Raw genomic sequence first — 26073 nt, forward strand, 5'->3', positions numbered from 1 at the left:
AGAAGATAAAGGAGTTATCGATGGATATTCGCGTTTCCGGTCATCAGGTCGAAACGGGCGCCGCCTTGCAGGATCACGCCAGCCAGCGTTTGAGCGATATTGTCGATAAATATTTCAAGCGAGCGATCTCCTCCAACGTGACCATCGGCAAGGGGCCGCACGACAGCTTTACCGCCGATATCATCACCCATGTGACGCAGGGGCTCATCCTGAAGGGCCACGCCGATGCACAGGACGCGCATCAGGCCGTGGACAAGGCCGCCGACAAGATCGAGAAGCAGCTGCGCCGGTACAAGCGCCGGTTGAACGACCATCACCAACATGCCGGCGAAGCGCAGAAGCGTGAGGAAGCGGCCTATACCGTGTTCGAGGAAGAGCAGGAGGAGGAAGTCACCTCCGATGCGCCTGCCATCGTGGCCGAAACGCGCGTCGACATTCCCGAAACATCCGTCGCGACCGCGGTGATGATGCTCGATCTTCAGGATACGCCGGCGCTGTTCTTCAAAAATTCTGGCACCGGGCGGCATAATATGGTCTACCGCCGCGCGGATGGTTCGATCGGATGGGTTTCCCCGTCCTGACTGCCGCGTGCCGCCTTTCCGGGGCTTGAGACGGCGAAGCGCGCGGGGCCGGGCGATCTGCCCGGTCCCCGTCCCGGCGGGGCTATAGTCTCCCGTCCGGCGACCGTTCTCGACTGGAAGGTGCCAGTTGGCGCCGCCTGCTCATCACGGGTCTCTTCGCCCGGCCATCGAGTAAAACGCTGTTCGACAAGAAAAGATGATCCCGACCTATACAATCGCCCCCGCCGCCATCGGCCGCAGCACCGCGCAGACCAAGGCGCAACTGCTTCTGGACCTGGCCGATCGCTTTGCCCATGCCTACCGGCTGGACAGCGCGGAGGTGCTGGCCGGGCTGCAGGAGCGGGAAAAGCTCGGCAGCACGGGTTTCGGCCGCGGCGTCGCCATGCCCCATGCGCGGATCGCTGGCATCTCGGAACCGGTGTGCGCGCTTGTGCGAATGGCCGCCCCGGTCGATTTCGATGCGGCCGATACGCTGCCGGTGGATCTTGCTTTCGGGTTGCTGTCGCCGATGCGGGCGGGGGCGGAGCATCTTCACGCGCTGGCCGCGATTTCGCGCCTGATGCGCGACGACCGTGTGCGCGAACGGCTGATCGACGCGCCGAACGACGATGCGGCCTATGCGCTCTTGTCGGATGGCAGTGCGCAGGATGCGGCCTGAGATGGCTGAGCATGGCGACGGAAATGCTGGCGCCGGTGCGGCGGCCCATTGGCGTGCGCTGGAATCGCTCTATCGGTCCGCGCCGATCAATTCGACCTTCCCCTCGCGGCTGACGATTGCGGACGAGGGCGCGGCCAGGATCGTGTTTGATGTCGACGACCGGCATTTTCACGCCGCGGGCGCCGCGCACGGCACGCTTTATTTCAAGATGCTGGACGACGCGGCCTTCTATGCCGCGAACACGATCGTGTCGGACCGTTTCCTGCTGACCACCGCGTTCAACCTGCATTTCAGCCGTCCGGTTCATGCCGGGCGCATCGTCGCGGAGGGCAAGTGGATCAGCGGGCGGCGACGTGTCCTCGTGGCGGAATCGCGGCTCGTCGATGAGAACGGGGTGGAGGTCGGGCGCGGAACCGGCACGTTCATGCGCTCGCAGATCGCGCTGTCCGGGTTGCCGGGCTATCGCATTGCGAATGGCGGCGACCCTGATTCGGGCGAATCGATTCGCGGCGATTAGGGCAATGGAAGGCCGTGTCCCCGCGCATCTGGAAATTTCCGGCCTCCTGCGCGCCGTGAACGGGGAGGGCGGCTTTGCGACGATCCTGCAAAGGGGGGAACGCGATGCGGGCACGATTATGGTCGTGATGCGCGGGCCCGGTGAAACTTCGCGTCTCTACGAACGGATGCCGCAATTGGACGGGAATCGGGCATGGACCCTGACGAAGTCGGAAGATATTGAAAACGAACAGGAATTTCAGGATTATCTGAACCGAAGGTCCGCGCAGGACCGCGATTTATGGTTAATAGAGCTGGATATCGCACGGGCTGAACGGTTCATCGGCCTATCGCCGCCCAAAGCTTGACACATTTGCGCCATATTCCCAAAGAGCGACCCGGACGAAACGCGTAGGCAGTCGTGCAGGCAATTCCGCCTGTCTGATGAGCGCGCAGACGGGGAATGGCCGGCAGTGTCATTTCGGGAAGTTACAAGCGAGTAGCTGCGGGATCGGCTGCTCTTGTCCCGAAACGCATTGCGCAGGACGTTCACCGCTCAAGATCGATAGTCGATGAGCCGTAAGCTTAAGGGTGCCAGCGTGATGTCGCTGGTCGCAACATTGAGTGTAATGATGTTCGGCGCGGAGAGTTCCCGTGCCAATGCGGAAGTCGTGAATTACGCGCCGGAGGCCGTCGCGGCCCAGACCGCAGAGGCGATCGACATGGTCGCCCCCGCTCCGACCCCGACCGAGGACGAGAGCGAAACCCGGACCGTCTTCGTGTCCGAACCGATGGTGCAGACCGTGCCGCCGCAGCCGGAACCGGCCGAGGAAACCGCCCTGGCCGCCCATGGCGCCAACACGCTGGGCGAGCTCGTCTCCTCAGTAGACGCGCCCGCCACGCTGGACGAGCAGCTGAAATGCCTCGCCGGGGCAATCTATTTCGAATCGAAGGGCGAATCGCTCGCCGGACAGCTGGCCGTGGGCCGCGTCGTGATCGCCCGCGCCGAAAGCGGCAAGTTTCCCGACAGCTATTGCGGCGTCGTCTATCAGCGTTCGCAATTCAGCTTCGTGCGTGGTGGCCGCATGCCCCGCATCAACACCGCGAGCCGCGCTTGGGAAAAGGCGAAGAAGCTCGCTCTCATCGCGCATCAGGATGCGTGGGAATCGGAAATCGACGGCGCGCTTTATTTCCATGCCCGCTATGTCGCGCCCGGCTGGCGCAACCGCATGACGAAGCTGGCGCAGATCGACAACCACATCTTCTATCGCTGAACGCGCATCGGCGCATCGCGACGGCAAAAAGGCCGCCGGGGCAGTCCCGGCGGCCTTTTGATCGCATCGCATCCGTATGCGTTCAGTCGGCCAGCTCGATCCAGACCGGGGTGTGGTCGCTGCTCTTTTCCCGGCCGCGATATTCGCGGTCGACCCCGCTTGCCACCAGCCGGTCGGCCAGTTCGGGGGACAGCAGCGCATGGTCGATGCGAAAGCCGTGGTCACGCTGCCATGCGCCGGCCTGATAGTCCCAGAAGGTCCAGATGCCGCCCTGTGGATGGTGCGTGTCGATGGCGTCGGTCCACCCGTCGTGCAGCAGCCGGAAATACGCGTCGCGCGATTCCGGCTGCATCAGCGCATCGTCCGCCATCGCCTTTGGGGACCAGACGTCCTTGTCCTGCGGGATGACGTTGTAATCGCCGAACACCACGGTGGGGATTTCCTGCGCACGCAGATCCGCCATGCGGAGGCGCAGCCGCTCGAACCAGCGTAGCTTGTAATCGAATTTCGGGCCGGGGTGCGGGTTGCCATTGGGCAGGTAGATGCACGCGATCCGCACGCCGCGCACCTCCGCCTCGAGATAGCGGGACTGCACATCCTCGTCATCGCCGGGCAGGCCGCGCATGATTTCACGCGCGGGTTCGTCCCCGCGGGTCAGTATGGCGACGCCGTTGAAACCTTTCTGCCCGTGCCAGATCGCCTGATATCCGAGATCGGGAAACGCATCGCCGGGGAAGGTTTCATCCGACGACTTTATCTCCTGCAGACAGGCGATATCCGGCTTCGTTTCGTCCAGCCATTCGAGCAGGCGGGGCAGGCGCGCCTTCACCCCGTTGATATTGAAGCTCGCGATTTTCATGGATGCGGCATCACACCGCGAAGCTGGAACCGCAACCGCATCCGGCGGCGGCCATCGGGTTTTCCACCCGGAATGCCGACCCGCCCAGCGATTCGACGAAATCCACCGTGCTGCCGCGCACGAGATCGAGGCTCATCGGATCGACGAGCAGGGTCACGCCGTCTTCCTCGACCGCGATGTCGTCATCCTCGCGCGTGTCGGCAAGGCCGAACCGGTATTGAAACCCCGAACATCCGCCCCCTTCCACCGAAAGGCGCAGCATCGCGGGCTGCTCCTGTCGCCGGGCGATGGCCGCCACACGTTGCGCGGCGGCGGGGCTGAGGCTGATGGGCGCTTGTTCCATGGGCTTCAAGATAGGGCGCGCGGGCCTGCGCGGCAAGATGCGCGTTCCGGCGCGAAGGGTATCAGGCGTTGTGGATGTAGCTGCGCATCGCCCTGGCCTCGGCCTCGATCGCGTCGGTCTTCGCCTTTACCAGGTCGCCGATCGATACGAAATCGATCATCGTGTCCCCGTCCATCACCGGCAAATGGCGAAAGCGCCGCTGTGTCATGAGCGAGAGCGCCTCATCCTCGGTCGTGTCGGGCGACACGGTGACGGCGGGCGCGGTCATCGCGTTCGACACCCGATGGTCCAGGGCCGCCGCGCCGTGCACCTCGATACAGCGGATGACGTCGCGCTCGGAAAATATACCCGCCACGCCGCCGGTCTCGTCGATCACCGGCATCGCGCCGATGCGTTTCGCGGACAAAAGTGCAATGGCATCGGCAACGGTCATGTCGGGCCGGCATGTGACGATGTCGACATTGCGGGCATCGGTGATTGTACGAATGGTCATGGTCGTTCTCCCCATGCGTATCATGCCATCAAACGCGGCCCCTTGCCAGTATCGCGCAATACGCCCATCTTGGCGGGCATGACACCTCGGTCCCCCCTCGACGATCCGGACAACTCCTCCTTCGCGTGGGGGCGGTACAAACGTCTGATGCGTTTCATGGTCGTGGTGACCGTCATCGTGGTCGCCGTATCGCTCGGCCTGCTGTACTGGCGCAACGGGCTTGTCTCGATCCATTTCTATATCGCGACGGGGCTGGGTATCGGCTTTGCCATGATGTTGATGGCGGGATTGATGGGGCTTGTTTTCCTGTCCAGCGGGACCGGGCATGACGAAGCGGTCGACGACCGGCTCGGCGAGGATGCGAAGGATCTGTGGTAGGCGGGGACGCCGCCCCGATCACCCCTTCGCGGGCGCGTCGTCGTCCGGTGTGCGCAGGCGAAAGGCCTCCACCGGCTCGCCGCCGATGAGGTGCTTCTGGATGATTTCCTCCAGCACTTCCGGCGTGCAGCCCCAGTACCAGACATTGTCGGGATAGACGACGGCCAGCGGCCCCGACTGACACACGCGCAGGCAATTCGCCTTCGTGCGCATCACGCCCCCCTTGCGATCCAGACCAAGCTTCGACAGCCGCTTTTTAAGATAGTTCCAGCTTTCGAGACCGACCTCCATGGAGCAGCATTTGGCCTTCGTCTGATCCGCACAGAGGAAAATGTGCCGCTGCATCGCGTCACCCCCGACCGAACGCAGGCAGGCCCGCGCCTTCGGCAGTTTTTCCTGCGCCCGTGCAAAGGTTTCTTCCATCGTCTTGGGCTGCTTTCCCATTACGAGCGGCCCGTGATGCGGCGCACTTCGCGTTGCACGATGCGTTCGACGATTTCGGGCAGGTTGCTGTCGAGCCATTGCTTGAGCATCGGGCGCAGCATCTCGCGAATCATGTCCTCCAGCGCATTGTTCGCAGACCCGTTCGTCGACGGCGGCGTGGCCGACAGACCGGACAGCGCCGCCAGCGATTCGCCGATGGCGTCGCGGGCCGCACTCTCGATCAGGGGGGCATCGCCCTCGGCCTCGCGCCCGTCTCGTGCGAAGTCGTTCCTCCGCGCCGGTTCCTCCGACGCAAACTCCGCCATGGCGCGATCGTCCCCGCGGGCATCGGCCCTATCGCGCTTGTGCCATTCAGCGTCCTGCGCGCCAACATCATGGCGGGCCGGTTCGGTCTGGCGCGGCATCGGCGCATCGCCGCCGGACGGGTGACGATCGTCGCGGATGATGACCTTCTTGATCGAACGGAGAATCTCGTCGACCGATTGTTCGCCGTCCTGTGGCAATGCAGTCCCTTTCGCTGTGCCCGGTCACGGGCTCCGTGACGCGGCCGCTATTGCGGGCCGAGTACCGGCTGTTCCGGGATTCTGGCGTCTTGTGCCGGCGTGTCAACGGTGCGGGTCGATTGCGCGACCGGATCGTCATCGCGGGCCCAGTCCCACCAGTTGCCGGTGACGCGATCGTATCCCGCGATCGGATCGTTGAGCGGACCCACGTCGAGCGCGAGATCCTCCGCCTCCGCCTTCCCCATCGCGGCGAGCAGCGAGAACCCCGCGACATAGGCGTTGCGCCGCGCGGTCACGAGCTGCACCTGAGCATTGAGGAACTCGCGCTCCGCATCAAGAATATCGAGCACGGTGCGGTTGCCGACGGTGTTTTCCGCGCGCACCCCTTCAAGGCTGAGCTGCGCGGCATCGACGGCGGTGAGGGACGCATCGATTACCTGCCGCGCCGCGATCCAGGAGGCATAGGAGGCACGCACCTGCGCGATCACGTCCCGTTCGATCGCGATCTCGTTTTCAAGCTGAGAGGAGGCGCGGGCCTGCGCCTGACGTTCGAGCGCGGCGGGGCGTCCGCCCTGAAAGATCGGAACGCGTACGCGCGCACCGGCCTGCGCCGTGGTTTCGGCCTGGCTGATGACCCCGTCATTCACCCCGCCCAGCGTTCCGAAGAAATTCTGATACCCGCCGCTCGTATACACTTCCAACGTGGGCAGGCGGCTCGCCCCGGTCGCGCGGATATCGTATTGCGCGGCCTGGCTGCGTTCGCGCGCGGCGAGCAGGTCGGGATTCTCGCGCAAGGCGACCTCGACCGCGGCCTGCGGGCTGTCGGGAAGATTGGGAAGCGGCGGCGGCGGTTGCAAATCGGTTGGCGCCTCTCCGACAAGCTGAATATAGCGTTCGCGGCTCGCGATGAGGTTCGATTGCGCGGTCAGCAGATCGCTTTGCGCCAAGGCCAGCCGCGATCCTGATTGCGCGACATCGGTGCGCGTCAAAATGCCGATTTCGAACCGGTCGCTGGTCGATTGCAGGTTCACGCCCAGCGCATCGACATTCTGCCGGTTCAACCGCACGATGGCCGAATCCCGGATCACGTCCATATAGGCGCCGACGACCTGATTGAAGATCGCGCTTTCGGTGCCGCGCAGATCGGCGCGCCCGGCCGAAACCCGTTCCTCCGCCGCGCGCACCGCATTGCGCACCGCGCCCCCCTGATAGATCGGGACGGACAGTTCCAATCCGCCATTGAACAGGCGATCGGGTGCGGTGAACTGGTTCGAGCTTTGCCGCAGATACTCGATATAGGTGCCGGTAAGGGCGACGTTCGGACGCTCGTCCGCTTCGTTGATCGCGACATTGGCATCCACGGCGCGCAAATCGGCCCGCGCGGCCTGGACCGTCGGGTTCGAGCGATAAGCCTGCGCCAGCGCTTCCTGCAACGTATCGGCATGTGCCGCCGTGCCGAATGTGAGGGCCGAGCATGCCGCGACGCGGACGAGCAGGCGTGCGCCTGGCCGGTGAGGCGAATCCATCGCGCCACGATGCATGATTAGAAGCTCCAGCTTTTCGGTTTCGCGAAGGCGGAGAGAACCGGAAAGCCCATTTCGGCGAGCGGCTGTATCGCGATGGCACCGCCCGATTTGCGGCCGATCGCGACACGGGTCACGCCGCGGGTCACGGTGCCCATGACGATGCGCCCCTCGTCGGCCAGCTGATTCGCGAAACTTGTGGGAAGCTCCTCCACCGCGCCGTCGATCACGATGAGATCGTAGGGCGCGCCATCCGGCAGCCCGTTTTCGAGCGGAGCATTGTGCCAGTTTCCGCGCCCGTTGTGCGGACAGGCGCCGGACAGGCGGCCGTCGGGTTCCACGACGTCGAGCGTTGCGACACGCGGGCCGAGCAGCGCGGCGAGATATCCTGTCCCCCCCGCGATCAGAAGCGTGCGGTCGTCGTCGCGCGGGCGGGCTTCCTGCAACAATCGCGCCTGTGCGAACGGCGACGACATCGCGCGCCCTTCGCCCAGCGGCAGCGACCGGTCCATATAGGCGACGGCGCGCAGGTCGGCGGTGACGTAATCCTCGCGCGGGATGGTGCCCATCGCGTCGAGCAGCCAGTCGGCGGTGATGCCGCTGGGGCGAAGCTGGCTGTCGATCATGGCGCGGCGGGCGCGAGCGAAATCCTGGGGAGTGACGGTGTCGGCGGGGGCGGTCGCCATGGTGATTCTCTTCTTTCGCAAAAGGATCCGGTTCGGGCACTGTCTTAGCACAATAATACAGTCATGCAATCGCCCGATTGGCGCGGGCGTTACCCGATCGCGGGCGCGGGTAAAAGACCCGATATGGCGCGCCATCTTGGCAATCGCGGGACGGGCGGGTAGAGGCGCCAGAACACGGGCAACGCACGCGGGCAACGGCCACGGACAAAGGGCGCAGGCCGCCGCATCACGGGGACAAGACGATGGCGCAAATGGTGACAATCGAGGAAGCCGACCTGATCGAGAGCGTGGCCGACGCGCTGCAATACATCAGCTTCTATCACCCGATGGATTACATCAAGGCGCTCGGCGAGGCGCATGATGCAGAGGCGAACCCCGCGGCCAAGGACGCCATCGCGCAGATCCTCACCAACAGCCGCATGTGCGCCGAAGGGCACCGCCCGATCTGCCAGGATACGGGCATCGTCAACGTGTTCGTGAAATGGGGGCAGAACTGCCGCCTGGCATCGGACCGCAGCATGCAGGAGGTCGTGGATGAGGGCGTTCGCCGCGCCTATACCCATGCCGAAAACAAGCTGCGCGCCTCGATCCTCGCCGATCCGGCCTTTACCCGCCGCAATACGAAGGACAACACCCCGTGCGTGCTGTCGGTCGAAATGGTGCCGGGCGACACGGTGTCGGTCGATGTCGCGGCAAAGGGCGGCGGCAGCGAGAACAAGTCGAAGTTCAAGATGATGAACCCGTCCGACAATATCGTCGACTGGGTGCTCGAAATGATACCGCAGATGGGCGCCGGCTGGTGCCCGCCCGGCATGCTGGGCATCGGGATCGGCGGCACGGCGGAACATTGCGTGAAGCTGGCGAAGCAATCGTTGATGGATCCGATCGACATGGGGCAGCTGAAACAGCGGGGTCCGCAGAACGATATCGAGAAGCTGCGCATCGAGATTTTCGACAAGGTCAACGCGCTCGGCATCGGGGCGCAGGGGCTGGGCGGGCTGTCCACCGTGCTCGACGTGAAAATCCTCGACTGGCCGTGCCATGCCGCGGGCAAGCCGGTCGCGATGATCCCCAATTGCGCCGCCACGCGCCACGCCCATTTCACCCTCGACGGCAGCGGGCCGAGCTTCATCGACCCGCCCAGGCTCGACGAATGGCCCAAGGTTGGCTGGAAGCCGGACGATTCGGCCCGCCGTGTCGATCTCGACACGCTGACCGCCGAGGAGGTGCAAAGCTGGAAGCATGGCGACCGGCTGCTTTTGTCGGGCCACATGCTGACCGGGCGCGACGCGGCGCACAAGCGCATCCATGACATGCTGGAACGCGGCGAGGAGCTGCCGGTCGAGTTCAAGGGCCGCGCGATCTATTATGTTGGCCCGGTCGATCCCGTCATGGGCGAGGTCGTCGGTCCCGCCGGCCCGACCACGGCGACGCGCATGGACAAGTTCACCGACATGATGCTGGACCTTGGCCTGCTCGCCATGATCGGCAAGGCCGAACGCGGTCAGGGCGCGGTCGATGTCATCGCCAAGCACAAGGTCGCCTATCTGATGGCGACAGGCGGTGCGGCCTATCTCGTGTCGCGGGCGATCAAGGATGCGAAGGTCGTCGGGTTCGAGGATCTTGGCATGGAGGCGATCTACGAATTCCGGGTCGAGGACATGCCGGTCACCGTCGCCGTCGATGCGGAGGGCAAGAACGTGCATACGCTCGCCCCGCTGGTCTGGCGGGAGAAAATCGCGAAGGAAGGGCTGCTCACCGCGGGTTGAGCCGGAGCGGCGCCGCGACGCCGTTCGACGGGCGACACACTGGCATCGACGGACGACATGCGCGCGCTGGCCTATTGCGCGCGGGCACGATAGCACTTGCGCAGTATGAATGACGATGCACCCATAGGGCCCTCCCGCGTACCGCTTTCCACCGTCCTTCTGTCGATGGCGGGGCTCTGGGCGTGTTATTTCGCGCTCGTCACGGCGCGGGGCTGGCTGCTCGAACTGGAGTATCAGGGTGAGTTGCTGGCGCTGCGCGGGGCGGTGTCGCTGGCGAGTATTGCGGTGACGATGCTGCTCTGGCTCGTGCTGCGCGGGTTCGATGACCGGCGGATCGGGCTGCGCGTGTTCATCGCATTGTTCGCGGCATTGCCGGCCGCACTGCTCCTCGCCGTCATCAATCAGCGCGTTTTTGCCGATGTCGAGATGCGGGTGAATGCGCGCATGGCGGAAAAGCAGGGCCTGCGCATGCACCGGGACGAGGCGGGCAATCTGCTCGTCGATCTGCCAGGCCTGCGCGCGCCACCCGGCATCGCTCCTCCCGAGGCGCCACCCCCGCCCGATGGCGATACCAGCGTCCCGCCCGAAAGCCCGCCGCCCCCGCCCGCGGTGCCAGTGCCCGATGGCGCGAACTCCGGCACCATCACCATCGACAGCCTTTCGCGTGAGGAGATGATGTGGCGGCAGCTTACCGATATTGCGCTCGGCCGTTATTTCCTCCTGATCGCGTGGGCGGCGCTCTATATCGCGCTGACGCAGGCGCAGAACGCGCGCACCGCCGAACGGCGCGAGGGGGAATATCGCCGCGCGGCGAAGGCGGCGGAGTTGCGCTCGCTCCGGTATCAGGTCAACCCGCATTTCCTGTTCAACACATTGAATTCGCTGTCCGCGCTGGTCATGACGGGCCGCGCGCAACAGGCCGAAACCATGATCCAGTCGATCAGCACGTTTTACCGCCGGAGCCTGTCGGGCGATCCGTCGGGCGACGTCCCGCTGGCCGAGGAGATCGAATTGCAGCGCGCCTATCTCCGCATCGAATCGGTGCGGTTTCCCGAACGGCTGCACACCGCATTCGATGTGCCCGACGCGCTTGGCGATGCGCGCGTGCCGGGCATGATCCTGCAACCGTTAATCGAGAACAGCGTGAAATATGCGGTTGCCCCGCTTACCCGCCCGGTCACGATCCGCGTATCGGCGGAGGAAGAATATGGCCGGCTCGTCCTCACCATCGCGGACGATGGCCCGGGTGACGCGCTGACCGGGGCAAAGGCCGAAGGGTGCGGCATCGGCGTGTCCAACGTGCGCAATCGCCTGCGCATCCGTTACGGTGAAAACGCCACCGTCGTCAGCGGGAGCACCGGCGCAGGCTGGCGCACGGTGATCCGCATGCCGCTCGAACGGGTCGGCCCGGCACGCAGCAGGCGGACCGAGGGATGAGCGGAGAGGCAGGCATGTTGCAGACGTTGATCGTGGATGACGAACCGCTGGCCATCGAACGGTTGCAGGTTATCTGCGCACGTATCGAAACGCTGCGGATCGTGGGAACGGCCGCCGACGGAGCCGCCGCCCTGCGCATGATCGAGGCGTTGCGCCCCGATCTCGTCCTGCTCGACATGACGATGCCCGAACTCGACGGGCTTTCGGTGGCACGCCACATCGCCCGTGCGACCCGCGACGCGACCCTGGATGCGCCACAACCCGCGGTGATCTTCGTCACCGCGCACGACAGCTTTGCGGTGGAGGCTTTCGACCTCGACGCCGTGGATTACGTTTTGAAACCCGTGGCGGCGGACAGGCTGGAACGGGCGGTGACGCGCGCCCTGTCGCGCCGGGACGGCGGGGCCGATCGGGGTCGGGACGGTCAGAATGACGACAGGCCGGGCAAACCGGGCGGCGGCGCCCGCGGCGGATCCGTTGGGGGAGAGGCCCATATCGATGAATTCTGGGTGCCGCATCGCTCCGAATTGCTGCGCATTGCCGCAAGCGACGTGCAGCGCATCGATGCGGAGCGCGATTATGTCCGCCTGCATGTGGGAGAGGTGAGCTATCTCCTGCTCGAAACCATTTCCGGGCTGGAGGAGAGGCTTTCGCCTTCCGATTTCATCCGGGTGCATCGGTCGACCATGTTGCGCCGCGATTTCATCACCGGGCTGAGGCACGAAGGGCTGGGCGTATGGTGTGCAGAGCTCGCCGACGACAGCGCGGTGCGGATCGGGCGTACCTACTTGAAGGCGGTCAAGGCGATGGCGGGCCGCTGAAAGCCGCTCGGCGCCCTGCGCAGCACGGAAGGGACGGTGACGCCGCCCCCTCGATACGGGAAAGCGCCCGAACCGGGGGACTGGTCCGGTCCGGGCGCTAGCCGACGACTGACGCTTGGGGCATTCAGCCGCCGTAACGGGCGTTGTTGATTGCGGTGGCCATCTGTCCCTCGCTGCGCTGAAGCGCGATGCGGACACAGGCCGACTGTTCATCCGGCGTGGCGATCATGCCGCTCACCGTGTAGAGGCAGACGTCATAGGCGGCGGCCTTCACGCGCTTCTTGAGCGTGCGCTGCCCCTCCTCGGTCGACAGGTCGAGATCGTTCACCTGCACCGTGGTCGTGGCCCCCTCATCCGGGCCGCGCTGCACCCAGGGTTCGGCATGGGCGGGCGCTGCGATCATCGGCGCGGCCAGGACGGCGGCGGCGAGGGCGGGGGCAATCTTCTTGTTGAAAGTGCGTGCGAACATGGTTTCGGTTCCTTCTCGTTACGGCCTCGCGAAGGTGTCGGAAGAAGCGAGTGCCTGTTGACGAAGACCGGTCTATGCCGCCGCCCGCCGCGCCGCACGCCGCCTTCGCCCAGCGGCGCATTCGCGTCGTCCGGCGTCGAGCGTGGCCGACGAACGACCGACCGGCATCGGCAAACGACATGTCGGGGGTTGGGGCGGGGTCGGCGCGGTGCCGGGCCGCGCGTGTCGGCGGTGGGCGAATCGCCCTAATGGGCGTAGGCTGTGGCCGCGATGGCGCTTATCCTCCCCTTCCTCCTCGGCATGATCAATTTCGCCATGCAGCGGGCCGCGCTCGAAAGCGGGCATCCGGCATTGGGCCGGATGCCATGGTTCGTTCACAAGCTGGGCGGGCGGATCGCGCTCGGCAGCGAGTTTGCGGTCCTGCTCGCCGCGATGCTGATGGTGGGGACGGGCGCGACCTGGGCGGGATGGGTCTATGCCGGTTATACCGCGGTGAATGCGGTGGCGGTCTGGCTGATCGTGACGCGCCGGGTGTGAACAATCCGGCCACGCTCGCGCAATATATTCGGGCGAGGGGGGAACCGGCCCGCCCATGCCGCGCTGTGAAGGCATGAGTTCGCACATGCCTTTGTGGCTTCTGGTCAACGGAACCAGTGGCAGCCATCAGCAGGACCGTATCGAAATGCTGCGCGAGCGGCTCTCCCTCTCCGGCCGGGGGCCGGACCGGATTCTCGATTGTCAGACAGACGGCATGCCCGATCGCGCCACGCTCGAAGAAGCGGGCGTCGGCACGCTGGCGGTGCATGGCGGCGACGGCACGATCAACGGCGCGGTCATCAATGTCGAGGGGTGGGACGGGCAATTGTTTCCCCTGCCGGGCGGAACGGCCAATCTTCTGTGCCACAGGCTGTATAGCAACGTGGATCTGGAACGGATCGTCGCGCAATTCACCGCCGGCAACCTGTCCCGCCGCCGCATCGGTTGCGTGTGCTGCGACGCGGGGCTGGCGCTTTCGGAAATGCTGCTCGGCCCCGGTGCGAAATGGGCCGATGTGCGCGAGGACATGCGCGGCCACGCTATTGGCAAGTTCGTGGAGGACACGCTCGACGCCGCGGGGCAGAGCGTGAACGGGCCGATGGTCCGGCTGGTACGCCCGGCGCTGGGCAAGGCGGCGGGCTATTCGGGTGTGCGGCTGGTCCCGCGCTCCGACGATTTCGCGGTGGAGGGGTACGGTCCCGAAACGCTGGCCGATTTCCTGGCGCAGGGGGCCGCCGTCATCGCGCGCAATTTCCGCGAGGGACCGCATGAAACGCTCGCCTGCGTCGACAGGCTGGATTGCGAAACCGAGGGCGGCGAGCCGATCGCGATGATGATGGACGGCGAACGTTGCGAAGCGGACAGCCCGGTCACGCTCTGGCATCGGCAGCTCGAACTCGACATATTGGGCGAGCGCGCGTGACACGCCACCGACAGGGAACACCATGCTTCTATTTCATCTGAGCGATATTCATTTCGGGCTGGAGGACGTGGCCGCGCTGCGATGGGTCGCCGACGAGATCGAGAGCCAGCGCCCCGATGCGGTCGCCATCACCGGCGATCTGACGATGCGGGCGCGACACCGCGAATTCGACGCGGCGTGCAAATGGATCAGCGCGCTCAACGTGCCCGTCACGGTCGAGGTCGGCAACCACGACATGCCCTATTTCAACCCGATCGAACGGTTCCTTACCCCTTACAGGCGGTTTCGGGCGATCGAGAACCTGCTGGAAAAGGAGCTCGATCTGGCGGGGCTGGCGATCGTGCCGCTCAAGACCGCTGCGCGGGCGCAATGGCGGTTCAACTGGTCGAAGGGGTGGGTGACCGATTCGGCATTGAAGGAAACGCTCGCCGCGCTGGACCGCCTGCCTGCGGGTACCCGCGCGCTTGTCACCTGTCACCACCCGCTGGTGGAGGTGGGGACGCGCGGCACCGCGCTGACCCATGGGGGTGACAATGCGCTGCGCGAACTGGCGAAGCGCGGGGTGCTCGCCGTATTGTCGGGCCATGTGCACGATGCGTTCGATCTGGTGCAGGATACGGACGCCGGGCCGGTGCGCATGATCGGCGCGGGCACGCTGTCGCAGCGGCTGCGCTCGACACCGCCCAGCTTCAACGAATTGCGCTACGAAGGGGGCGAACTCACCGTCAATGTCCGCAATCTGGAGCGGATCGCCACGCCCGACATGCAGATCCGCGACGTTCCCGAAAATGCAAAGCCCCCGCGCGATCCGGGCGAACCCGTCGCCCCGGCCAATGCGGTGCCCGAGGTCGATCCGCCCGTGCATTGATGCCCGGCCGATCCGCCACGCGCGTCGTTCGCGCATGAAAAAAGGGCCCGCCGCAATGGCAGGCCCTTTTCTTTTGCGATGGCTCGCGAGCGATCAGCGCTTCGAGAACTGGAAGCTGCGGCGTGCCTTCGCGCGGCCGTACTTCTTGCGTTCTACGACGCGGCTGTCGCGGGTGAGGAAACCCTCGGCCTTGACCGCGCTGCGCAGCGCGGGCTCGAACTTCGACAGGGCCTGCGCGATGCCGTGCTTGACCGCGCCGGCCTGACCCGAAAGACCGCCGCCCTTCACCGTGGCGACGACGTCGTACTGACCTTCACGCTCGGTCACGCCGAACGGCTGATTGAGGACGAGACGCAAGGTGGGACGTGCGAAATACACTTCCTGATCGCGGCCGTTGACCGTGATCTTGCCGCTGCCGGGCTTGAGCCAGACGCGCGCGGTCGCATCCTTGCGGCGGCCGGTGGCGTAGGCGCGGCCCTGCGCGTCGATTTCCTGCTCGCGCAGCGGCGCGGTCGGGGCGGCGGGTGCGGTCGGCGCGGCGGTTTCGTTTTCCGCGATCTCGGTGCCTTGGGTCAGATCCTTGAGATCGGACAGGTCTTTCACTTCATTGTCAGCCATTACGCACTAACCTTGTTCTTGCGATTGCGGGCGGCGACGTCGATCACCTCGGGCTGCTGACCATCGTGGGGATGTTCGGTGCCGTTGTAGAGATGCAGCGCCTTCATCTGCTGACGGCCGAGCGGGCCGCGCGGGATCATGCGTTCCACGGCCTTTTCGAGCACGCGCTCGGGGAAACGCCCTTCCAGGATCTTGGCCGGGGTGGTTTCCTTGATGCCGCCGGCATAGCCGGTGTGCTTGTAGTAGACCTTGTCGTTCATCTTCTTGCCGGTGAAGCGGACCTTGCCCGCGTTCAGCACGATGACGTGGTCGCCGCAATCGACATGCGGGGTAAAGCTCGGCTTGTGCTTGCCGCGCAGGATATTGGCGATGATCACCGCCACGCGACCGGCGACGAGGCCGTCCGCATCGATGATGTGCCATTTCTTTTCGACCTCGGCCGGCTTGATCGACCGGGTCTGGGTGCTGAGCGCCTTCATGGCTTCAGTTCCTTCGTTTGGAATAATACGAGAATCGCGCCGGAACGAGTCCGAGCGCGAAGTGGGGGCGCTTTCGCGGTTTCCCCGTCGCAAGTCAAGCGAACGCGGGGGTTTGCGGAGAGGTAAAATAATACCGCCGTGATCGCCAGCCCTGTCGCGGGTCGTCTCTACCGGCCCTCGCCCCCGGCGCCGAGGAACGAAGCGCGTGCCGGGGTTTTATCTTCGCATGATCCTTGCTTTGCGCCCATCCGCCGTGTCCCGCCGCCATCCCGATCCTCGGCGGCGGGCGGACGGGAAACCGCGATGAGCCAGCGCAGGATCGCCGATTACGCGATGATCGGCGATGGTGAGACGGCGGCGCTGGTCGGGCGCGACGGGGCCATCGAATGGCTGTGCTTCCCCCGTTTCGACGGGGAGGCGTGCCTGACCGCGCTTCTGGGGAATCATGAAAACGGGTGCTGGCGCATGATGCCCGACGGTCCGATCACCGCCACCGACCGGCGCTATCGCGGCGAAAGCCTGATCCTTGAAACCGATCTCACCTGCGACACCGGCACGATCCGCATCGTCGATTTCATGTCGGAGCGGGGTGACACCCCCGATGTCGTCCGCATCGTCGAATGCATCGATGGCGAGGTCGAGCTGAAGAGCGAACTGGCCCTGCGTTTCGATTACGGGCGGGTCCATCCGCTCGTGCGGCAGGAGGATGGCGCGCGCGCATTGGCGATCAGCGGGCCGGACGGCGTCGCACTCGACTTCGACGATCCGATCGAATTTGCCGACCGGCGTTTCTGCACCAATCGGCGGTTGAAGAAGGGCGATAAAAGCCGCTTCGTGCTGAGCTGGTATCCAAGCCATGCGGAGGCGCCCTGCCGCGTCGACCCGGACCAGGCCCTGCGCGACACCGAGGCGTTCTGGGCCGAATGGATCGGCGATCTCGATTACGAAGGCGGGCATCGCGACATCGTCGTGCGCTCGCTCATCACGTTGAAGGCGATGATCCACAGGCGCACCGGCGGTATCGTCGCCGCGCCGACCGCGTCGCTTCCCGAACGGCTCGGCGGGGAGCGGAACTGGGACTATCGCTTCTGCTGGCTGCGCGATGCGACGCTTTCGCTGCTCGCGCTCACCCGCATGGGGTTCGGAAAGGAGGCACGCGCGTGGATCGAATGGTTGCGCCGTGCGGTCGGCGGCGACCCGATCGACGTGCAGCCGTTCTATACCGTCACCGGCGATCACCGCACGCTGGAATGGGAGGCGCCCTGGCTTCCCGGGTTCGAGGAATCGACGCCCGTGCGTTTCGGCAATGGCGCGGTGGAGCAGTTGCAGCTCGACATCTATGGCGAGGTGATCGACGCGCTATATCAGGCGAAGCAGGAAGGCATCGCCGATGGCGAGACGAGCGACCAGCTCATGCGCCTGCTCACCGCACGGGTCGAGGATTTGTGGGAGGAGCCCGACGCCGGCATCTGGGAAAGCCGGGGACCACTGCGTCATCACACCTATTCCAAGGTCATGTGCTGGGTCGCGTTCGACCGTGCCGCATGCTGGTTCCGCGAGGACGATCCCGAACTGTCCGCGCATTATTGCGACCTTGCCGACAGGGTGAAGGCGCTGGTGATGGAGAAAGGCTGGAACGCGGAGCGCGGCAGCTTTGTCGGCGCGTTCGACCGGCCAGAACTGGACGCGGCGGTGCTGCGCCTGCCGACGGTCGGGTTCATCGACGCCTGCGATGACAAGATGATCGCGACCGTTGCCAGGATCGAGGCGGAGCTTTGCGAAAACGGGCTCGTGCGCCGTTACGATCCCGACGATACCGATGACGGCCTGACCTGCGGCGAGGGTGCGTTCGTCGCGGTCTGCTGCTGGCTCGGCGACGTGCTCTATCTTCAGGGGCGCGAGGATGACGCGCGTGCGATGCTCGACCGGCTGTGCGCGCGGTCCAACGATCTCGGCCTCCTTGCCGAACAGCTGGAGACCGGCGGCGACCGCCAGCTCGGCAATTTTCCGCAGGCGCTCTCGCATCTCGCGCTGCTCGGGCTGGCGGCGCGGATCGATTCCGCCCGCGGGCTCGACCGGCATACGGACGGGCGATAGGCCTTGGTCTGGCAGGCTGGCGGCAGCCCCGTCCGCGGCCTCCACAACGCAGGCCATTGACGCGCGGTGCGGTCCGGTGAAAGACCGCGAATTGCGTCCCGGTGGACATTCTGCCGGCAAGAAGGCTGCACGACATGAACAACGACAATGCCAAACGTCCGTATCGGCGCGGGGTGGAACGGGGCGGGTTCATCGTCTTTCTCGCGCTCGTTACCATTGCCATGGTGTGGGTATCGTGGCCGTTCGTGTCGGCGGTGCTGTGGGCGATGCTGGCCGCCATCATGTTTCAGCCGCTCTATCGCCGCATTCTCGTCAATCTGGGGGGCAAGGAGAACCGCGCCGCGATCCTGACGCTGCTCGTCATCACCTTTGCGATCGTGGTGCCCGCCATCGCCATCGGCACCATCGTGGTGGAGCAGGCGACGGCGATTTACTTCTCGCTGCTGGAAAATCCGGTCGATATTTCGGACTATTACGTCATCCTGCACGACAGCCTGCCCATCCGCGTCCAGACCATGATTGACCAGTCGGGCTACGGCGATTTCGCGGCGATACAGGATCAGGTACTCGATTTCCTGCGGCAAAGCGCCGGTGTCATCGCCAGCCAGGCCGTCAGCATCGGGGGCAGCGCGTTCTCCTTTGCGCTGACTTTCGCGGTCGGGTTCTACGTCACCTATTTCCTGCTGCGCGACGGGCGGCACATGGTGCCGATCATCCGTGATTCCCTGCCGATGGACATCACCATCGCGCGCCGCCTGATGGACAGTTTCACCACCATCGTGCGCGCCACGATCAAGGGGTCCGTCGTCGTCGGCCTGGTTCAGGGGGCGCTGGGCGCCGTTACCTTCTGGATCGTGGGGGTGCCGTCGGCGCTGCTGTTCGGATTGTTGATGGCGCTGTTCTCGCTGCTGCCGGCGCTGGGTCCGGCGATCGTGTGGGTGCCGGTGGCGATCTGGCTGCTGGCGACCGGTGCGATCTGGCAGGGGCTCGTGGTGATCGCATCGGGCGTGCTGGTCATCGGGCTTGCCGACAATGTGCTGCGTCCGATCCTGGTGGGCCGCGATACGGGCATTCCCGACTGGCTCGTTCTCGTCAGCACGCTGGGCGGGATCGCGACGATGGGCCTGTCGGGGATCGTCATTGGTCCGCTTCTGGCCGGGTTGTTCCTGTCCGGCTGGGCGATCATGCGCGAAAGGCGGATGGCGCTCGATTGAGCGGCACCCGCCTTTCACGGACTTACATCGTCGGGACTGCGGTTAACTCAAGCGTTCAACGCGCCCCGTTGCTCCCCCGGCGGTTGTCGCCCTCGGCGCCGCGCGAGGTGTCGGTACCCTTGGGAAAATCGCCGCTGCGCTGGACCGAGCCGTTCTGCTCGCCGGTCTGATGCGCGGGACTCTTGTCCACGGTGTTCTTCGGTTCGTTGCCGTCCTTGCTCATCGTTCTCTCTCCATTCGTGTCGTTACCCGTTCAACCGGCGGGCGCCCGCATGGGTCCGGCGCATGCGGCAGGGCGGGCATCACGTCCCACCATCGGAGGAAAAGATGCGCATTGAACCGGGGCGGCACACGCTGCTATCGCGAAGGGCACATGTCGGGGGAAACATGGATATTCTCAAAGTCACGCATCTGACCAAGCGGTTCGGCGACGTCCGTGCGGTCAACGATCTCAGCTTCGCGTTACAACCGGGGCGCATCTTCGGCTTTCTGGGCGGCAATGGCGCGGGCAAGACGACGACGCTGCGCATGGTGCTCGACATCATCCGCCCGACCGAAGGGCAGATCGAGATCGCCGGATGCGCGCCGGACAAGCGCGACAGCGCCGCGATCGGCTTCCTTCCCGAAGAGCGCGGCCTTTACGACAACATGACCGCGATCGACGCCATCGTCTACTTCGGGCGGCTGAAGGGGATGGACCGGCACGATGCGCGGACCCACGGAATGGAACTGCTCGACCGGTTCGACCTTGCCGACCGGGCGAAGACGAAGCTTTCGGCGATGTCGAAGGGCATGGCGCAAAAGGTGCAGCTTGCCACCGCGCTGGTGAACCGGCCACGGCTCCTGCTGCTCGACGAACCGTTTTCGGGGCTGGATCCGGTGAATCAGGGGCTGCTGGAACGCGAGATCCTCAATGCCGCGGCCGGTGGCGCGGCGGTCCTGTTCTCCACCCATGTGATGCAGCATGCCGAACGGCTGTGCGATACGCTGCTCCTGCTGAAAAAAGGGGAGAAGCGTTTCGAGGGCACGCTTACCGAGGCGCGCGCGATGCTGCCCGCCCGGATCGAGGCGGTTGCCCACGACCGCATCGCGGCGCTTCCCGGCGTTCGCGCGGCGGTGGCGCAGGACGAGGCGAGCGTGGACGGGCCCGGCGGGGACGGACCATGGCGCCGCTACATGCTGGAGCTGGAACCCGGCATGGATGCGGGCGACGTGCTGGAGACCTGCACCGCACAAGGCGTGCCCCTGCGCCGGTTTCAGGAACGGCAGGCCAGCCTGCACGAGGTGTTCGTGCAGCTCGTGGGCGATGCGGAGATCGAGAAATGAAGGATATCCTGCTCGTCGCGGGGCGCGAGTTTCGGCAGATCGTTGCCATGCGCAGCTTCTGGCTCACGCTGCTGCTGCTTCCGGCGGCATTGGCGCTGGGCCCGATCGTCGCGCAATATTTGCAGGATGACGAGCCCACCCGCATCGCCATCGTCGACCGCGCCGGTGGCGAAGGTGGACAGGCGATCCGCGAACGCGTCACGCTCGAAGAGGGCCGCGCCGCACTTGCCGATCTGTCCCGCCATGTCGCCCGCTACGATCTGCAATCCGCCGATCCGCAGGCGCCCTGGGCGATGGGCGAACGCTGGTTCACGAAGGATGACGTGACCCGTTTCGAGACGGCGGGCGGCATGGACGCGGCCATGGCACGGTTGCGGGCGGCCAAGCCCCCCGCCACACCGGAATACGAACCGCCCGCCGCCGATTACGCAATCGTGCCATTGCCGCCCGTGCTGGCGCAGGTGCAGGAGGCGGATTTCGCCGACCGGGCGCAGGCCTATCTGGAGGATACGGACGACGACACCGGCCCCGAACTCATCGCCGAGATCGGCAGCGGCTGGCCGCGCGAGCCGGTGGTGCGCATCATATCGGACGACCGACCGCGCGGCAGCTTCGTCACCATGGTGCAGGACGTGCTGACCCGCGATTTGCGGTCGCGCGCGATGACGGACGCCGGCATGAACGCCGATGCCGCCGACGCGGTGCAGGATACAGCGCCCGCCATCGCCATCGTCACTCCCGCGCCGGGCGGCGGGGCGACCGAAACGATGCTGGTACGCTCCATCGTGCCGCTGGCCCTGTCCTACGTCTTGTTGATGGCGCTGCTGCTTTCGGGGAGCTGGATGCTGCAAAGCTCGATCGAGGAGCGCACCAACAAGCTGATCGAATCGCTGCTCGCCTGCATCCGGCCGGAAGATCTGATGTATGGGAAGCTCGCCGGCACGGTCGCGGTCGGGTTGGCGATGATTGCGTTCTGGGTGGTGTGCGCGGCCATCGCCATCTTCGCGGCGCAGGGGGTGGTGTCGCAATTCGTCGGACCGGCGCTCGAACCGCTGGCCTCGCCGGGGATCGTGCTCGCCATCGTGTATTTCTTTGTCGCCGGATATATCCTCGTGTCGATGCTGTTCCTCGCCATCGGCTCGCTCGCCAATTCGATGAGCGAGGCGCAGGGCTATCTCATGCCGGTGATGCTGGGCATCATGCTGCCCGTGTTCTTCACGCTTCAGGCCGTGATCAGCGGGAATGACGGGTTTGTCGTGCAGCTGTTCACATGGGTTCCGCTCTGGGCGCCGTTCACCGTGCTGGCGCGGCTGGGCACCGGAATAGAGACCTGGCAGATCGTGGGCACGGGCATCGTGCTGGCCCTGTTTCTCGTGGCCGAATTCGTGCTGCTGGGCCGGTTGTTCCGCGCGAGCCTGCTCTCCCAAGGGCAGAAGGCCGGTTTTGCCGAGCTGATCGCGCGGATGAAGCGCAAGGCATGAACCGCGGGGCGGTGCAGCGGGGCGGCGCAAAAGCTGCCTCGACACCCCGCGGGGCGCGGCCTAGGACGCTACGCAGCCGACGCGCCCCCATTTTCGCCCTCGACACAGAAAGCAACCGACGATCATGAACAGCTGGTTAGAGGCCGCCATCCTTGGCCTGATCCAGGGGCTGACCGAGTTCCTGCCCATATCGTCGAGCGCGCATCTGCGCATCGCGGGCGCGCTGCTCCCCTCGGGCGAGGATCCGGGCGCCGCCTTCACCGCGATCAGCCAGATCGGGACCGAGGCGGCGGTCATCATCTATTTCTGGAAGGATATCTGGCATATCGCCATGTCGTGGCTGCATTCGCTGACCGGGATCGGCGGGGACGAGGCGCGTGATGAGAACGCGGCGCGCATGGGATGGCTGGTGATCATCGGCACGCTGCCCATCGCGATTCTCGGCCTGCTGTTTCAGGACGCGATTGAGACGTCGCTGCGCAATCTCTACATCACGGCGTCGATGCTGATCGGGTTCGGTATCGTGCTGGGCCTTGCCGACCGGTTCGGCCCGCGGGTCAAGAAGCTCGACCGGCTGAGCTGGCGCGACGGCATCCTTTACGGGTTTGCGCAGGCGATGGCGCTCATCCCCGGCGTGTCGCGGTCCGGCGGCACCATCAGCGCGGGCCGCGCCATGGGCTACACGCGGGAGGCGGCGGCGCGTTACTCCTTCCTGCTCGCCATTCCCGCCGTGCTGGCGTCGGGCTTTTACAAGCTGTTCGACAGCTGGGGCGAATTCGGGCGGCTGGGCGTCGGGGAAACCGCGCTCGCGACGCTGGTGGCCTTTGTCGTGGGCTATGCGGTGATCGTGATGTTCCTGCGCTATATCTCCACGCGAAGCTTCAACCTCTTCGTGGTCTATCGCGTGGCGGCGGGGCTCGGCCTGCTCGCGCTGCTGTGGACAGGGATCGTGCCCGCGCAATAATTGCGGGTCTGCAACCGGCGAAAACGCCTTCGTCATTCCGGCCACGGGATAAGGTGGCCCGGCGGCTTCACGAAAAAGGCCTCGCTCCGTTTGACCGGGGCGGGGCCTGTTTCATCAAAGCGGGGCAATATCCTCACCCATGACCGGCGGACCGGGCATCGCCCATCCTTTCGCCAAGACGGACAGGATGTTCCGGGGCCCAATCCTCGGTAAAGGCGATGGTGTCCGGCCCGAACAGCATGATCACCGTCGATCCCAGCAGGAACCGCCCCATTTCCTCCCCCTTGGCGAGGACGATGTCATGCTTGCCGTAGGCCCACTCCGCCATGCGCCCGGTGCGGCGGGGGTTGACCACGCCATGCCACACCGTCGCCATGCTTCCCACGATGGTCGCCCCGACGAGCACCATGACGAACGGCCCGTGCTCCGCCGATTCGAAGACGCAGACGATACGTTCGTTGCGTGCGAAAAGGCCGCGCACCCCGCGCGCGGTCGCGGGGTTCACACTGAACAAGGCGCCGGGGACGTAGATCATGCGGATCAGCCGGCCGTCACAGGGCATGTGAATGCGGTGATAATCGCGCGGCGAGAGATACACGTTGGCGAAGCTGCCATGGCGGAAGCGCGCGGCGAGATCGGTGTCGCCGGCGAGCAGCTCCGTGGTGGTGAAGCTGTGCCCCTTCGCCTGTACCATGCGATGGTCGTCGATCGCGCCGAACTGGCTCACCGCGCCATCAACCGGGCTGACGAAGGCGGCATCGGCGATCGGGCGCACCCCTGCGCGTAAGGGGCGGGTGAAGAACGCGTTGAAACTGTCATAGGTGGCGAGATCGGGATCCTGCGCCTCTGTCATGTCGACATCGTATCGCTTCACGAACCAGCGGATGAGCCGCTGCGTCCAGGCGCCGCCCCGCGCCCCCGCGACCCGCCCGGCGAGCTGCGTCATGCGCCGTTTCGGCATCAGATGCTGCGCCCAGATTTTCAGTCGGTCGGCCATTCGCGTTCCCCGTGCGGCGGGCGCGGCGGGGATGCTGCGGCCCTGTTGTCCCGTTGATGTAAGCCCATCGCACCCTTGCGTCGAGGCGCGCGGGGCGTGTAGATCGAACCTCTTCCCCCGATCACGAAGGCGCGCGGCATGAGGATGACGGACCGGTTCGAGATGTCCGATGGTCTCGTGCTCGTGCCCTGCGCCCGAATATTGAACCCACGGGTTTTCGCAATCGTTCCCGCCTATGCCGATCCTGCGTGCCCGGTGAACGGTTTTGGCGCGCTTTATCGGCCGGACGTAACCATGTTGGGAGAGGCGGATTTCCTCGCCGCGTTCGATGTCGCCGGGCGGATCTATTACGATGCCACGGGCCATCGCATTCGCGTGCTCGATTGTTTCCGCCCGGTCGAGGCGCAGCGGGCGATGGCGGCGCTACGCCCCGATCTGCCGGGCCATCTGCTCGCCGTGCCGGGCACCGGCGCGCATCCGCGCGGCATGGCGATCGACATTCAACCGTTCGGCGATGCAGGCGATCTGGATCTCGGCACGCCGTTCGACGATTTCACCGAAAGAGGCCAGCGGCAATCGGATCGTGCCTATGATTTTGCCGATGTCGATCCGGACCGGCGCGCGGTGATCCGCGACAATCGGCGCGCTCTCGATGCTGCGGTGCGGGCGGCGGCGGGCGAAACCGGTCTGCCGCTCACCGGGCTTCCCTCCGAATGGTGGGATTACCGCCTGCCGCGCTCGCATTACGAACGATATGCGCCGGTATCGGATAGCCGATTGCCGCCCGCGTGGCGCTATCTGCCGCGGGATCAGGCGGCGTCCTCGGGATAGGCGTTGCGGTTCAGCTCTGCCTTCGCGGCGTGATATTCACGCGCCAGTCGCGCGATCTTGGCCGCGACCGGTTCGACCGCCTTGACCGTGCCGATGCCCTGTCCGCATCCCCACACGTCCTTCCACGCCTTTGCCTTCGATTCGCCGAAATCCATCTTGGATGCATCGCTTGTCGGAAGATCGTCGGGGTTCATGCCGGCATTTTCGATCGAGCCGCGCAGGTAATTGCCGTGCACCCCGGTGAAAAGATTGGAATACACGATGTCGGAGGCAGCGCTGTCAACGACCATCTGCTTGTATCGATCATCCGCGTTCGCCTCCCCCGTCGCGATGAACATCGACCCGGAATAGGCGAAATCGGCGCCCATCGCTTGGGCTGCGAGGATGGAGCGGCCCGTCGAAATCGCGCCCGAGAGCGCCAGCGGCCCATCGAACCAGTCGCGAATTTCCTGCATCAGCGCAAAGGGGGAAAGCGCGCCCGCGTGCCCGCCGGCACCCGCCGCCACCGCGATAAGGCCGTCAGCGCCCTTTTCCACGGCCTTGTGCGCAAAACGGTCGTCGATGACATCATGCATGACGATCCCGCCCCAGCCATGGACGGCCTCGTTCACCTCTTCGCGCGCACCGAGCGAGGTGATGAGCATCGGCACCTTGTATTTTTCACAGACCGCCATGTCCGTCTCCAGCCTGTCGTTGGAGCGGTGGACGATTTGATTGACGGCAAAGGGCGCGGCGGGGCGTTCCGGATTGTCGCGGTCCCACGCGGCCAGCGACTCGGTAATTTCATGCAGCCATTCGTCGAGCATGCCGGCCGGCCGGGCATTGAGCGCGGGGAAGGAGCCCACCACGCCCGCCGTACATTGCGCGATCACGGTCCGCGGGTTGGAGATGATGAAAAGCGGCGCGCAGATGAGCGGAAGGCGCAAGGGATCGAATAGCGCAGGTCGGGCCAAATCATCTCTCCAACTGTTTGCCGACCGGTCTATAGGAGAGGGTGCCCCCATGC

31 protein-coding genes are annotated in these 26073 nt (G+C 65.4%); 18 read left to right on the plus strand and 13 right to left on the minus strand.

Annotated features, from left to right (window positions below; all coding sequences use genetic code 11):
* Positions 1 to 65 precede the first annotated feature (65 nt).
* The 5 genes from hpf (at position 66) to K4G67_RS05275 (ending at position 3008) form a co-directional block, all read left to right on the plus strand.
* Positions 66 to 581: a ribosome hibernation-promoting factor, HPF/YfiA family gene (gene hpf, locus K4G67_RS05255; RefSeq protein WP_420829992.1), complete on the plus strand. Its 516-nt coding sequence runs from the start codon at positions 66 to 68 to the stop codon at positions 579 to 581.
* Positions 582 to 777: 196 nt separating this feature from the next.
* Positions 778 to 1239, plus strand: coding sequence for a PTS sugar transporter subunit IIA (locus K4G67_RS05260; RefSeq protein ID WP_239805324.1), 462 nt, complete (start codon positions 778 to 780; stop codon positions 1237 to 1239).
* A gap of 1 nt (position 1240) precedes the next feature.
* Positions 1241 to 1756 carry a PaaI family thioesterase gene (locus K4G67_RS05265; protein WP_239805325.1) on the plus strand — a complete coding sequence of 172 codons (516 nt, stop codon included), beginning with the start codon at positions 1241 to 1243 and terminating at the stop codon, positions 1754 to 1756.
* Positions 1757 to 1760: 4 nt separating this feature from the next.
* Positions 1761 to 2102 carry a DUF1491 family protein gene (locus K4G67_RS05270; RefSeq protein WP_239805326.1) on the plus strand — a complete coding sequence of 114 codons (342 nt, stop codon included), beginning with the start codon at positions 1761 to 1763 and terminating at the stop codon, positions 2100 to 2102.
* 204 nt (positions 2103 to 2306) lie between these two features.
* Positions 2307 to 3008 carry a cell wall hydrolase gene (locus tag K4G67_RS05275; protein ID WP_239805327.1) on the plus strand — a complete coding sequence of 234 codons (702 nt, stop codon included), beginning with the start codon at positions 2307 to 2309 and terminating at the stop codon, positions 3006 to 3008.
* 82 nt (positions 3009 to 3090) lie between these two features.
* On the opposite strand, the gene xth is transcribed toward K4G67_RS05275, so the two are convergent.
* The 3 genes from xth to K4G67_RS05290 form a co-directional block, all read right to left on the minus strand.
* Complete coding sequence (gene xth, locus K4G67_RS05280; RefSeq protein WP_239805328.1) at positions 3091 to 3867, minus strand: exodeoxyribonuclease III; 777 nt, start codon at positions 3865 to 3867, stop codon at positions 3091 to 3093.
* A gap of 10 nt (positions 3868 to 3877) precedes the next feature.
* The gene (gene erpA / locus K4G67_RS05285) at positions 3878 to 4210 is read right to left on the minus strand and encodes an iron-sulfur cluster insertion protein ErpA (protein ID WP_239805329.1); all 333 of its coding nucleotides are present in this window, start codon (positions 4208 to 4210) and stop codon (positions 3878 to 3880) included.
* 61 nt (positions 4211 to 4271) lie between these two features.
* Entirely contained in the window at positions 4272 to 4703 is a 432-nt protein-coding gene (locus K4G67_RS05290; protein ID WP_239805330.1) for a CBS domain-containing protein, read from the minus strand.
* A 78-nt stretch (positions 4704 to 4781) separates the two neighbouring features.
* Between K4G67_RS05290 and K4G67_RS05295 the strand changes: the two genes are divergently transcribed.
* Positions 4782 to 5081: a hypothetical protein gene (locus K4G67_RS05295; RefSeq protein WP_239805331.1), complete on the plus strand. Its 300-nt coding sequence runs from the start codon at positions 4782 to 4784 to the stop codon at positions 5079 to 5081.
* 18 nt (positions 5082 to 5099) lie between these two features.
* Here the strand turns inward: K4G67_RS05295 and K4G67_RS05300 are convergent, their stop codons facing one another.
* The 4 genes from K4G67_RS05300 to K4G67_RS05315 are packed head-to-tail and all read right to left on the minus strand — an operon-like array spanning position 5100 to position 8237.
* Positions 5100 to 5525, minus strand: a complete 426-nt coding sequence (locus K4G67_RS05300) for a (2Fe-2S) ferredoxin domain-containing protein (RefSeq protein WP_239805332.1) — start codon at positions 5523 to 5525, stop codon at positions 5100 to 5102.
* Entirely contained in the window at positions 5525 to 6028 is a 504-nt protein-coding gene (locus tag K4G67_RS05305; protein ID WP_239805333.1) for a DUF2497 domain-containing protein, read from the minus strand. Before K4G67_RS05305 ends, K4G67_RS05300 begins: the two co-directional genes overlap by 1 nt.
* 47 nt (positions 6029 to 6075) lie before the next feature.
* Entirely contained in the window at positions 6076 to 7569 is a 1494-nt protein-coding gene (locus K4G67_RS05310; RefSeq protein ID WP_239805334.1) for a TolC family outer membrane protein, read from the minus strand.
* 2 nt (positions 7570 to 7571) lie between these two features.
* A complete protein-coding gene (locus K4G67_RS05315; protein WP_239805335.1) occupies positions 7572 to 8237 on the minus strand; it encodes a protein-L-isoaspartate O-methyltransferase family protein in 666 nt (221 codons plus the stop codon).
* Positions 8238 to 8488: 251 nt separating this feature from the next.
* Between K4G67_RS05315 and K4G67_RS05320 the strand changes: the two genes are divergently transcribed.
* From K4G67_RS05320 to K4G67_RS05330, 3 genes are all read left to right on the plus strand, one after another.
* Positions 8489 to 10006, plus strand: coding sequence for a fumarate hydratase (locus tag K4G67_RS05320; protein ID WP_420829993.1), 1518 nt, complete (start codon positions 8489 to 8491; stop codon positions 10004 to 10006).
* A 105-nt stretch (positions 10007 to 10111) separates the two neighbouring features.
* Positions 10112 to 11443, plus strand: coding sequence for a sensor histidine kinase (locus K4G67_RS05325; RefSeq protein WP_239805337.1), 1332 nt, complete (start codon positions 10112 to 10114; stop codon positions 11441 to 11443).
* Positions 11440 to 12264, plus strand: coding sequence for a LytR/AlgR family response regulator transcription factor (locus tag K4G67_RS05330; protein WP_239805338.1), 825 nt, complete (start codon positions 11440 to 11442; stop codon positions 12262 to 12264). The genes K4G67_RS05325 and K4G67_RS05330 overlap by 4 nt, the downstream gene beginning before the upstream one ends.
* Before the next feature lie 124 nt (positions 12265 to 12388).
* Here K4G67_RS05330 and K4G67_RS05335 read toward each other — a convergent pair whose 3' ends face one another.
* Positions 12389 to 12733, minus strand: a complete 345-nt coding sequence (locus K4G67_RS05335; protein ID WP_239805339.1) for a UrcA family protein — start codon at positions 12731 to 12733, stop codon at positions 12389 to 12391.
* A 270-nt stretch (positions 12734 to 13003) separates the two neighbouring features.
* On the opposite strand from K4G67_RS05335, the gene K4G67_RS05340 reads away from it, so the two are divergent.
* The 3 genes from K4G67_RS05340 (at position 13004) to K4G67_RS05350 (ending at position 15060) form a co-directional block, all read left to right on the plus strand.
* Positions 13004 to 13270, plus strand: a complete 267-nt coding sequence (locus K4G67_RS05340) for a hypothetical protein (RefSeq protein ID WP_239805340.1) — start codon at positions 13004 to 13006, stop codon at positions 13268 to 13270.
* Positions 13271 to 13343: 73 nt separating this feature from the next.
* Positions 13344 to 14192, plus strand: a complete 849-nt coding sequence (locus K4G67_RS05345; protein WP_239805341.1) for a diacylglycerol/lipid kinase family protein — start codon at positions 13344 to 13346, stop codon at positions 14190 to 14192.
* Positions 14193 to 14214: 22 nt separating this feature from the next.
* A complete protein-coding gene (locus tag K4G67_RS05350) occupies positions 14215 to 15060 on the plus strand; it encodes a metallophosphoesterase family protein (protein ID WP_239805342.1) in 846 nt (281 codons plus the stop codon).
* 93 nt (positions 15061 to 15153) lie between these two features.
* Here K4G67_RS05350 and rpsI read toward each other — a convergent pair whose 3' ends face one another.
* A complete protein-coding gene (rpsI, locus tag K4G67_RS05355; RefSeq protein ID WP_239805343.1) occupies positions 15154 to 15678 on the minus strand; it encodes a 30S ribosomal protein S9 in 525 nt (174 codons plus the stop codon).
* Positions 15678 to 16157 (minus strand): 50S ribosomal protein L13, encoded by a 480-nt coding sequence (gene rplM / locus K4G67_RS05360; RefSeq protein ID WP_239805344.1) that lies wholly within the window; start codon positions 16155 to 16157, stop codon positions 15678 to 15680. The genes rpsI and rplM overlap by 1 nt, the downstream gene beginning before the upstream one ends.
* Before the next feature lie 303 nt (positions 16158 to 16460).
* Between rplM and K4G67_RS05365 the strand changes: the two genes are divergently transcribed.
* Positions 16461 to 18254 (plus strand): glycoside hydrolase family 15 protein, encoded by a 1794-nt coding sequence (locus tag K4G67_RS05365; RefSeq protein ID WP_239805345.1) that lies wholly within the window; start codon positions 16461 to 16463, stop codon positions 18252 to 18254.
* A 134-nt stretch (positions 18255 to 18388) separates the two neighbouring features.
* Positions 18389 to 19468 (plus strand): AI-2E family transporter, encoded by a 1080-nt coding sequence (locus K4G67_RS05370; RefSeq protein ID WP_239805346.1) that lies wholly within the window; start codon positions 18389 to 18391, stop codon positions 19466 to 19468.
* A gap of 55 nt (positions 19469 to 19523) precedes the next feature.
* Here K4G67_RS05370 and K4G67_RS05375 read toward each other — a convergent pair whose 3' ends face one another.
* Positions 19524 to 19691: a hypothetical protein gene (locus K4G67_RS05375; RefSeq protein WP_239805347.1), complete on the minus strand. Its 168-nt coding sequence runs from the start codon at positions 19689 to 19691 to the stop codon at positions 19524 to 19526.
* 164 nt (positions 19692 to 19855) lie between these two features.
* Between K4G67_RS05375 and K4G67_RS05380 the strand changes: the two genes are divergently transcribed.
* The 3 genes from K4G67_RS05380 (at position 19856) to K4G67_RS05390 (ending at position 23239) form a co-directional block, all read left to right on the plus strand.
* A complete protein-coding gene (locus K4G67_RS05380) occupies positions 19856 to 20794 on the plus strand; it encodes an ABC transporter ATP-binding protein (RefSeq protein ID WP_239805348.1) in 939 nt (312 codons plus the stop codon).
* On the plus strand, positions 20791 to 22275 hold the full coding sequence (locus tag K4G67_RS05385; protein ID WP_239805349.1) for an ABC transporter permease: 1485 nt from the start codon (positions 20791 to 20793) through the stop codon (positions 22273 to 22275). Before K4G67_RS05380 ends, K4G67_RS05385 begins: the two co-directional genes overlap by 4 nt.
* Before the next feature lie 124 nt (positions 22276 to 22399).
* Complete coding sequence (locus K4G67_RS05390) at positions 22400 to 23239, plus strand: undecaprenyl-diphosphate phosphatase (RefSeq protein WP_239805350.1); 840 nt, start codon at positions 22400 to 22402, stop codon at positions 23237 to 23239.
* A 133-nt stretch (positions 23240 to 23372) separates the two neighbouring features.
* On the opposite strand, the gene asd is transcribed toward K4G67_RS05390, so the two are convergent.
* Entirely contained in the window at positions 23373 to 24236 is an 864-nt protein-coding gene (asd, locus tag K4G67_RS05395) for an archaetidylserine decarboxylase (RefSeq protein ID WP_239805351.1), read from the minus strand.
* Between the two features lie 138 nt (positions 24237 to 24374).
* Between asd and K4G67_RS05400 the strand changes: the two genes are divergently transcribed.
* The gene (locus tag K4G67_RS05400; RefSeq protein ID WP_239805352.1) at positions 24375 to 25067 is read left to right on the plus strand and encodes a M15 family metallopeptidase; all 693 of its coding nucleotides are present in this window, start codon (positions 24375 to 24377) and stop codon (positions 25065 to 25067) included.
* On the opposite strand, the gene K4G67_RS05405 is transcribed toward K4G67_RS05400, so the two are convergent.
* Entirely contained in the window at positions 25046 to 26020 is a 975-nt protein-coding gene (locus K4G67_RS05405) for an NAD(P)H-dependent flavin oxidoreductase (RefSeq protein ID WP_239805353.1), read from the minus strand. The two genes, K4G67_RS05400 and K4G67_RS05405, sit on opposite strands and share 22 nt — an antisense overlap.
* Between the last annotated feature and the right edge of the window lie 53 nt (positions 26021 to 26073).

The organism is Croceicoccus hydrothermalis (assembly GCF_022378335.1).
In the GTDB taxonomy this organism is placed as follows: Bacteria; Pseudomonadota; Alphaproteobacteria; order Sphingomonadales; family Sphingomonadaceae; genus Croceicoccus; species Croceicoccus hydrothermalis.

Coding starts and splice junctions, on each gene's coding strand:
- K4G67_RS05370 (WP_239805346.1), top strand. CDS start 18,389: ATGAACAACGACAATGCCAAACGTCCGTATCGGCGCGGGGTGGAACGG.
- K4G67_RS05340 (WP_239805340.1), top strand. CDS start 13,004: ATGGCGCTTATCCTCCCCTTCCTCCTCGGCATGATCAATTTCGCCATG.
- K4G67_RS05345 (WP_239805341.1), top strand. CDS start 13,344: ATGAGTTCGCACATGCCTTTGTGGCTTCTGGTCAACGGAACCAGTGGC.
- K4G67_RS05325 (WP_239805337.1), top strand. CDS start 10,112: ATGAATGACGATGCACCCATAGGGCCCTCCCGCGTACCGCTTTCCACC.
- K4G67_RS05400 (WP_239805352.1), top strand. CDS start 24,375: ATGAGGATGACGGACCGGTTCGAGATGTCCGATGGTCTCGTGCTCGTG.
- K4G67_RS05275 (WP_239805327.1), top strand. CDS start 2,307: ATGAGCCGTAAGCTTAAGGGTGCCAGCGTGATGTCGCTGGTCGCAACA.
- erpA (WP_239805329.1), bottom strand. CDS start 4,210: ATGGAACAAGCGCCCATCAGCCTCAGCCCCGCCGCCGCGCAACGTGTG.
- K4G67_RS05310 (WP_239805334.1), bottom strand. CDS start 7,569: ATGCATCGTGGCGCGATGGATTCGCCTCACCGGCCAGGCGCACGCCTG.
- rplM (WP_239805344.1), bottom strand. CDS start 16,157: ATGAAGGCGCTCAGCACCCAGACCCGGTCGATCAAGCCGGCCGAGGTC.
- xth (WP_239805328.1), bottom strand. CDS start 3,867: ATGAAAATCGCGAGCTTCAATATCAACGGGGTGAAGGCGCGCCTGCCC.
- K4G67_RS05335 (WP_239805339.1), bottom strand. CDS start 12,733: ATGTTCGCACGCACTTTCAACAAGAAGATTGCCCCCGCCCTCGCCGCC.
- K4G67_RS05385 (WP_239805349.1), top strand. CDS start 20,791: ATGAAGGATATCCTGCTCGTCGCGGGGCGCGAGTTTCGGCAGATCGTT.
- K4G67_RS05270 (WP_239805326.1), top strand. CDS start 1,761: ATGGAAGGCCGTGTCCCCGCGCATCTGGAAATTTCCGGCCTCCTGCGC.
- K4G67_RS05350 (WP_239805342.1), top strand. CDS start 14,215: ATGCTTCTATTTCATCTGAGCGATATTCATTTCGGGCTGGAGGACGTG.
- K4G67_RS05290 (WP_239805330.1), bottom strand. CDS start 4,703: ATGACCATTCGTACAATCACCGATGCCCGCAATGTCGACATCGTCACA.
- rpsI (WP_239805343.1), bottom strand. CDS start 15,678: ATGGCTGACAATGAAGTGAAAGACCTGTCCGATCTCAAGGATCTGACC.
- K4G67_RS05375 (WP_239805347.1), bottom strand. CDS start 19,691: ATGAGCAAGGACGGCAACGAACCGAAGAACACCGTGGACAAGAGTCCC.
- K4G67_RS05320 (WP_420829993.1), top strand. CDS start 8,489: ATGGTGACAATCGAGGAAGCCGACCTGATCGAGAGCGTGGCCGACGCG.
- K4G67_RS05390 (WP_239805350.1), top strand. CDS start 22,400: ATGAACAGCTGGTTAGAGGCCGCCATCCTTGGCCTGATCCAGGGGCTG.
- K4G67_RS05265 (WP_239805325.1), top strand. CDS start 1,241: ATGGCTGAGCATGGCGACGGAAATGCTGGCGCCGGTGCGGCGGCCCAT.
- K4G67_RS05380 (WP_239805348.1), top strand. CDS start 19,856: ATGGATATTCTCAAAGTCACGCATCTGACCAAGCGGTTCGGCGACGTC.
- K4G67_RS05365 (WP_239805345.1), top strand. CDS start 16,461: ATGAGCCAGCGCAGGATCGCCGATTACGCGATGATCGGCGATGGTGAG.
- K4G67_RS05300 (WP_239805332.1), bottom strand. CDS start 5,525: ATGGGAAAGCAGCCCAAGACGATGGAAGAAACCTTTGCACGGGCGCAG.
- K4G67_RS05260 (WP_239805324.1), top strand. CDS start 778: ATGATCCCGACCTATACAATCGCCCCCGCCGCCATCGGCCGCAGCACC.
- K4G67_RS05330 (WP_239805338.1), top strand. CDS start 11,440: ATGAGCGGAGAGGCAGGCATGTTGCAGACGTTGATCGTGGATGACGAA.
- K4G67_RS05315 (WP_239805335.1), bottom strand. CDS start 8,237: ATGGCGACCGCCCCCGCCGACACCGTCACTCCCCAGGATTTCGCTCGC.
- asd (WP_239805351.1), bottom strand. CDS start 24,236: ATGGCCGACCGACTGAAAATCTGGGCGCAGCATCTGATGCCGAAACGG.
- K4G67_RS05295 (WP_239805331.1), top strand. CDS start 4,782: ATGACACCTCGGTCCCCCCTCGACGATCCGGACAACTCCTCCTTCGCG.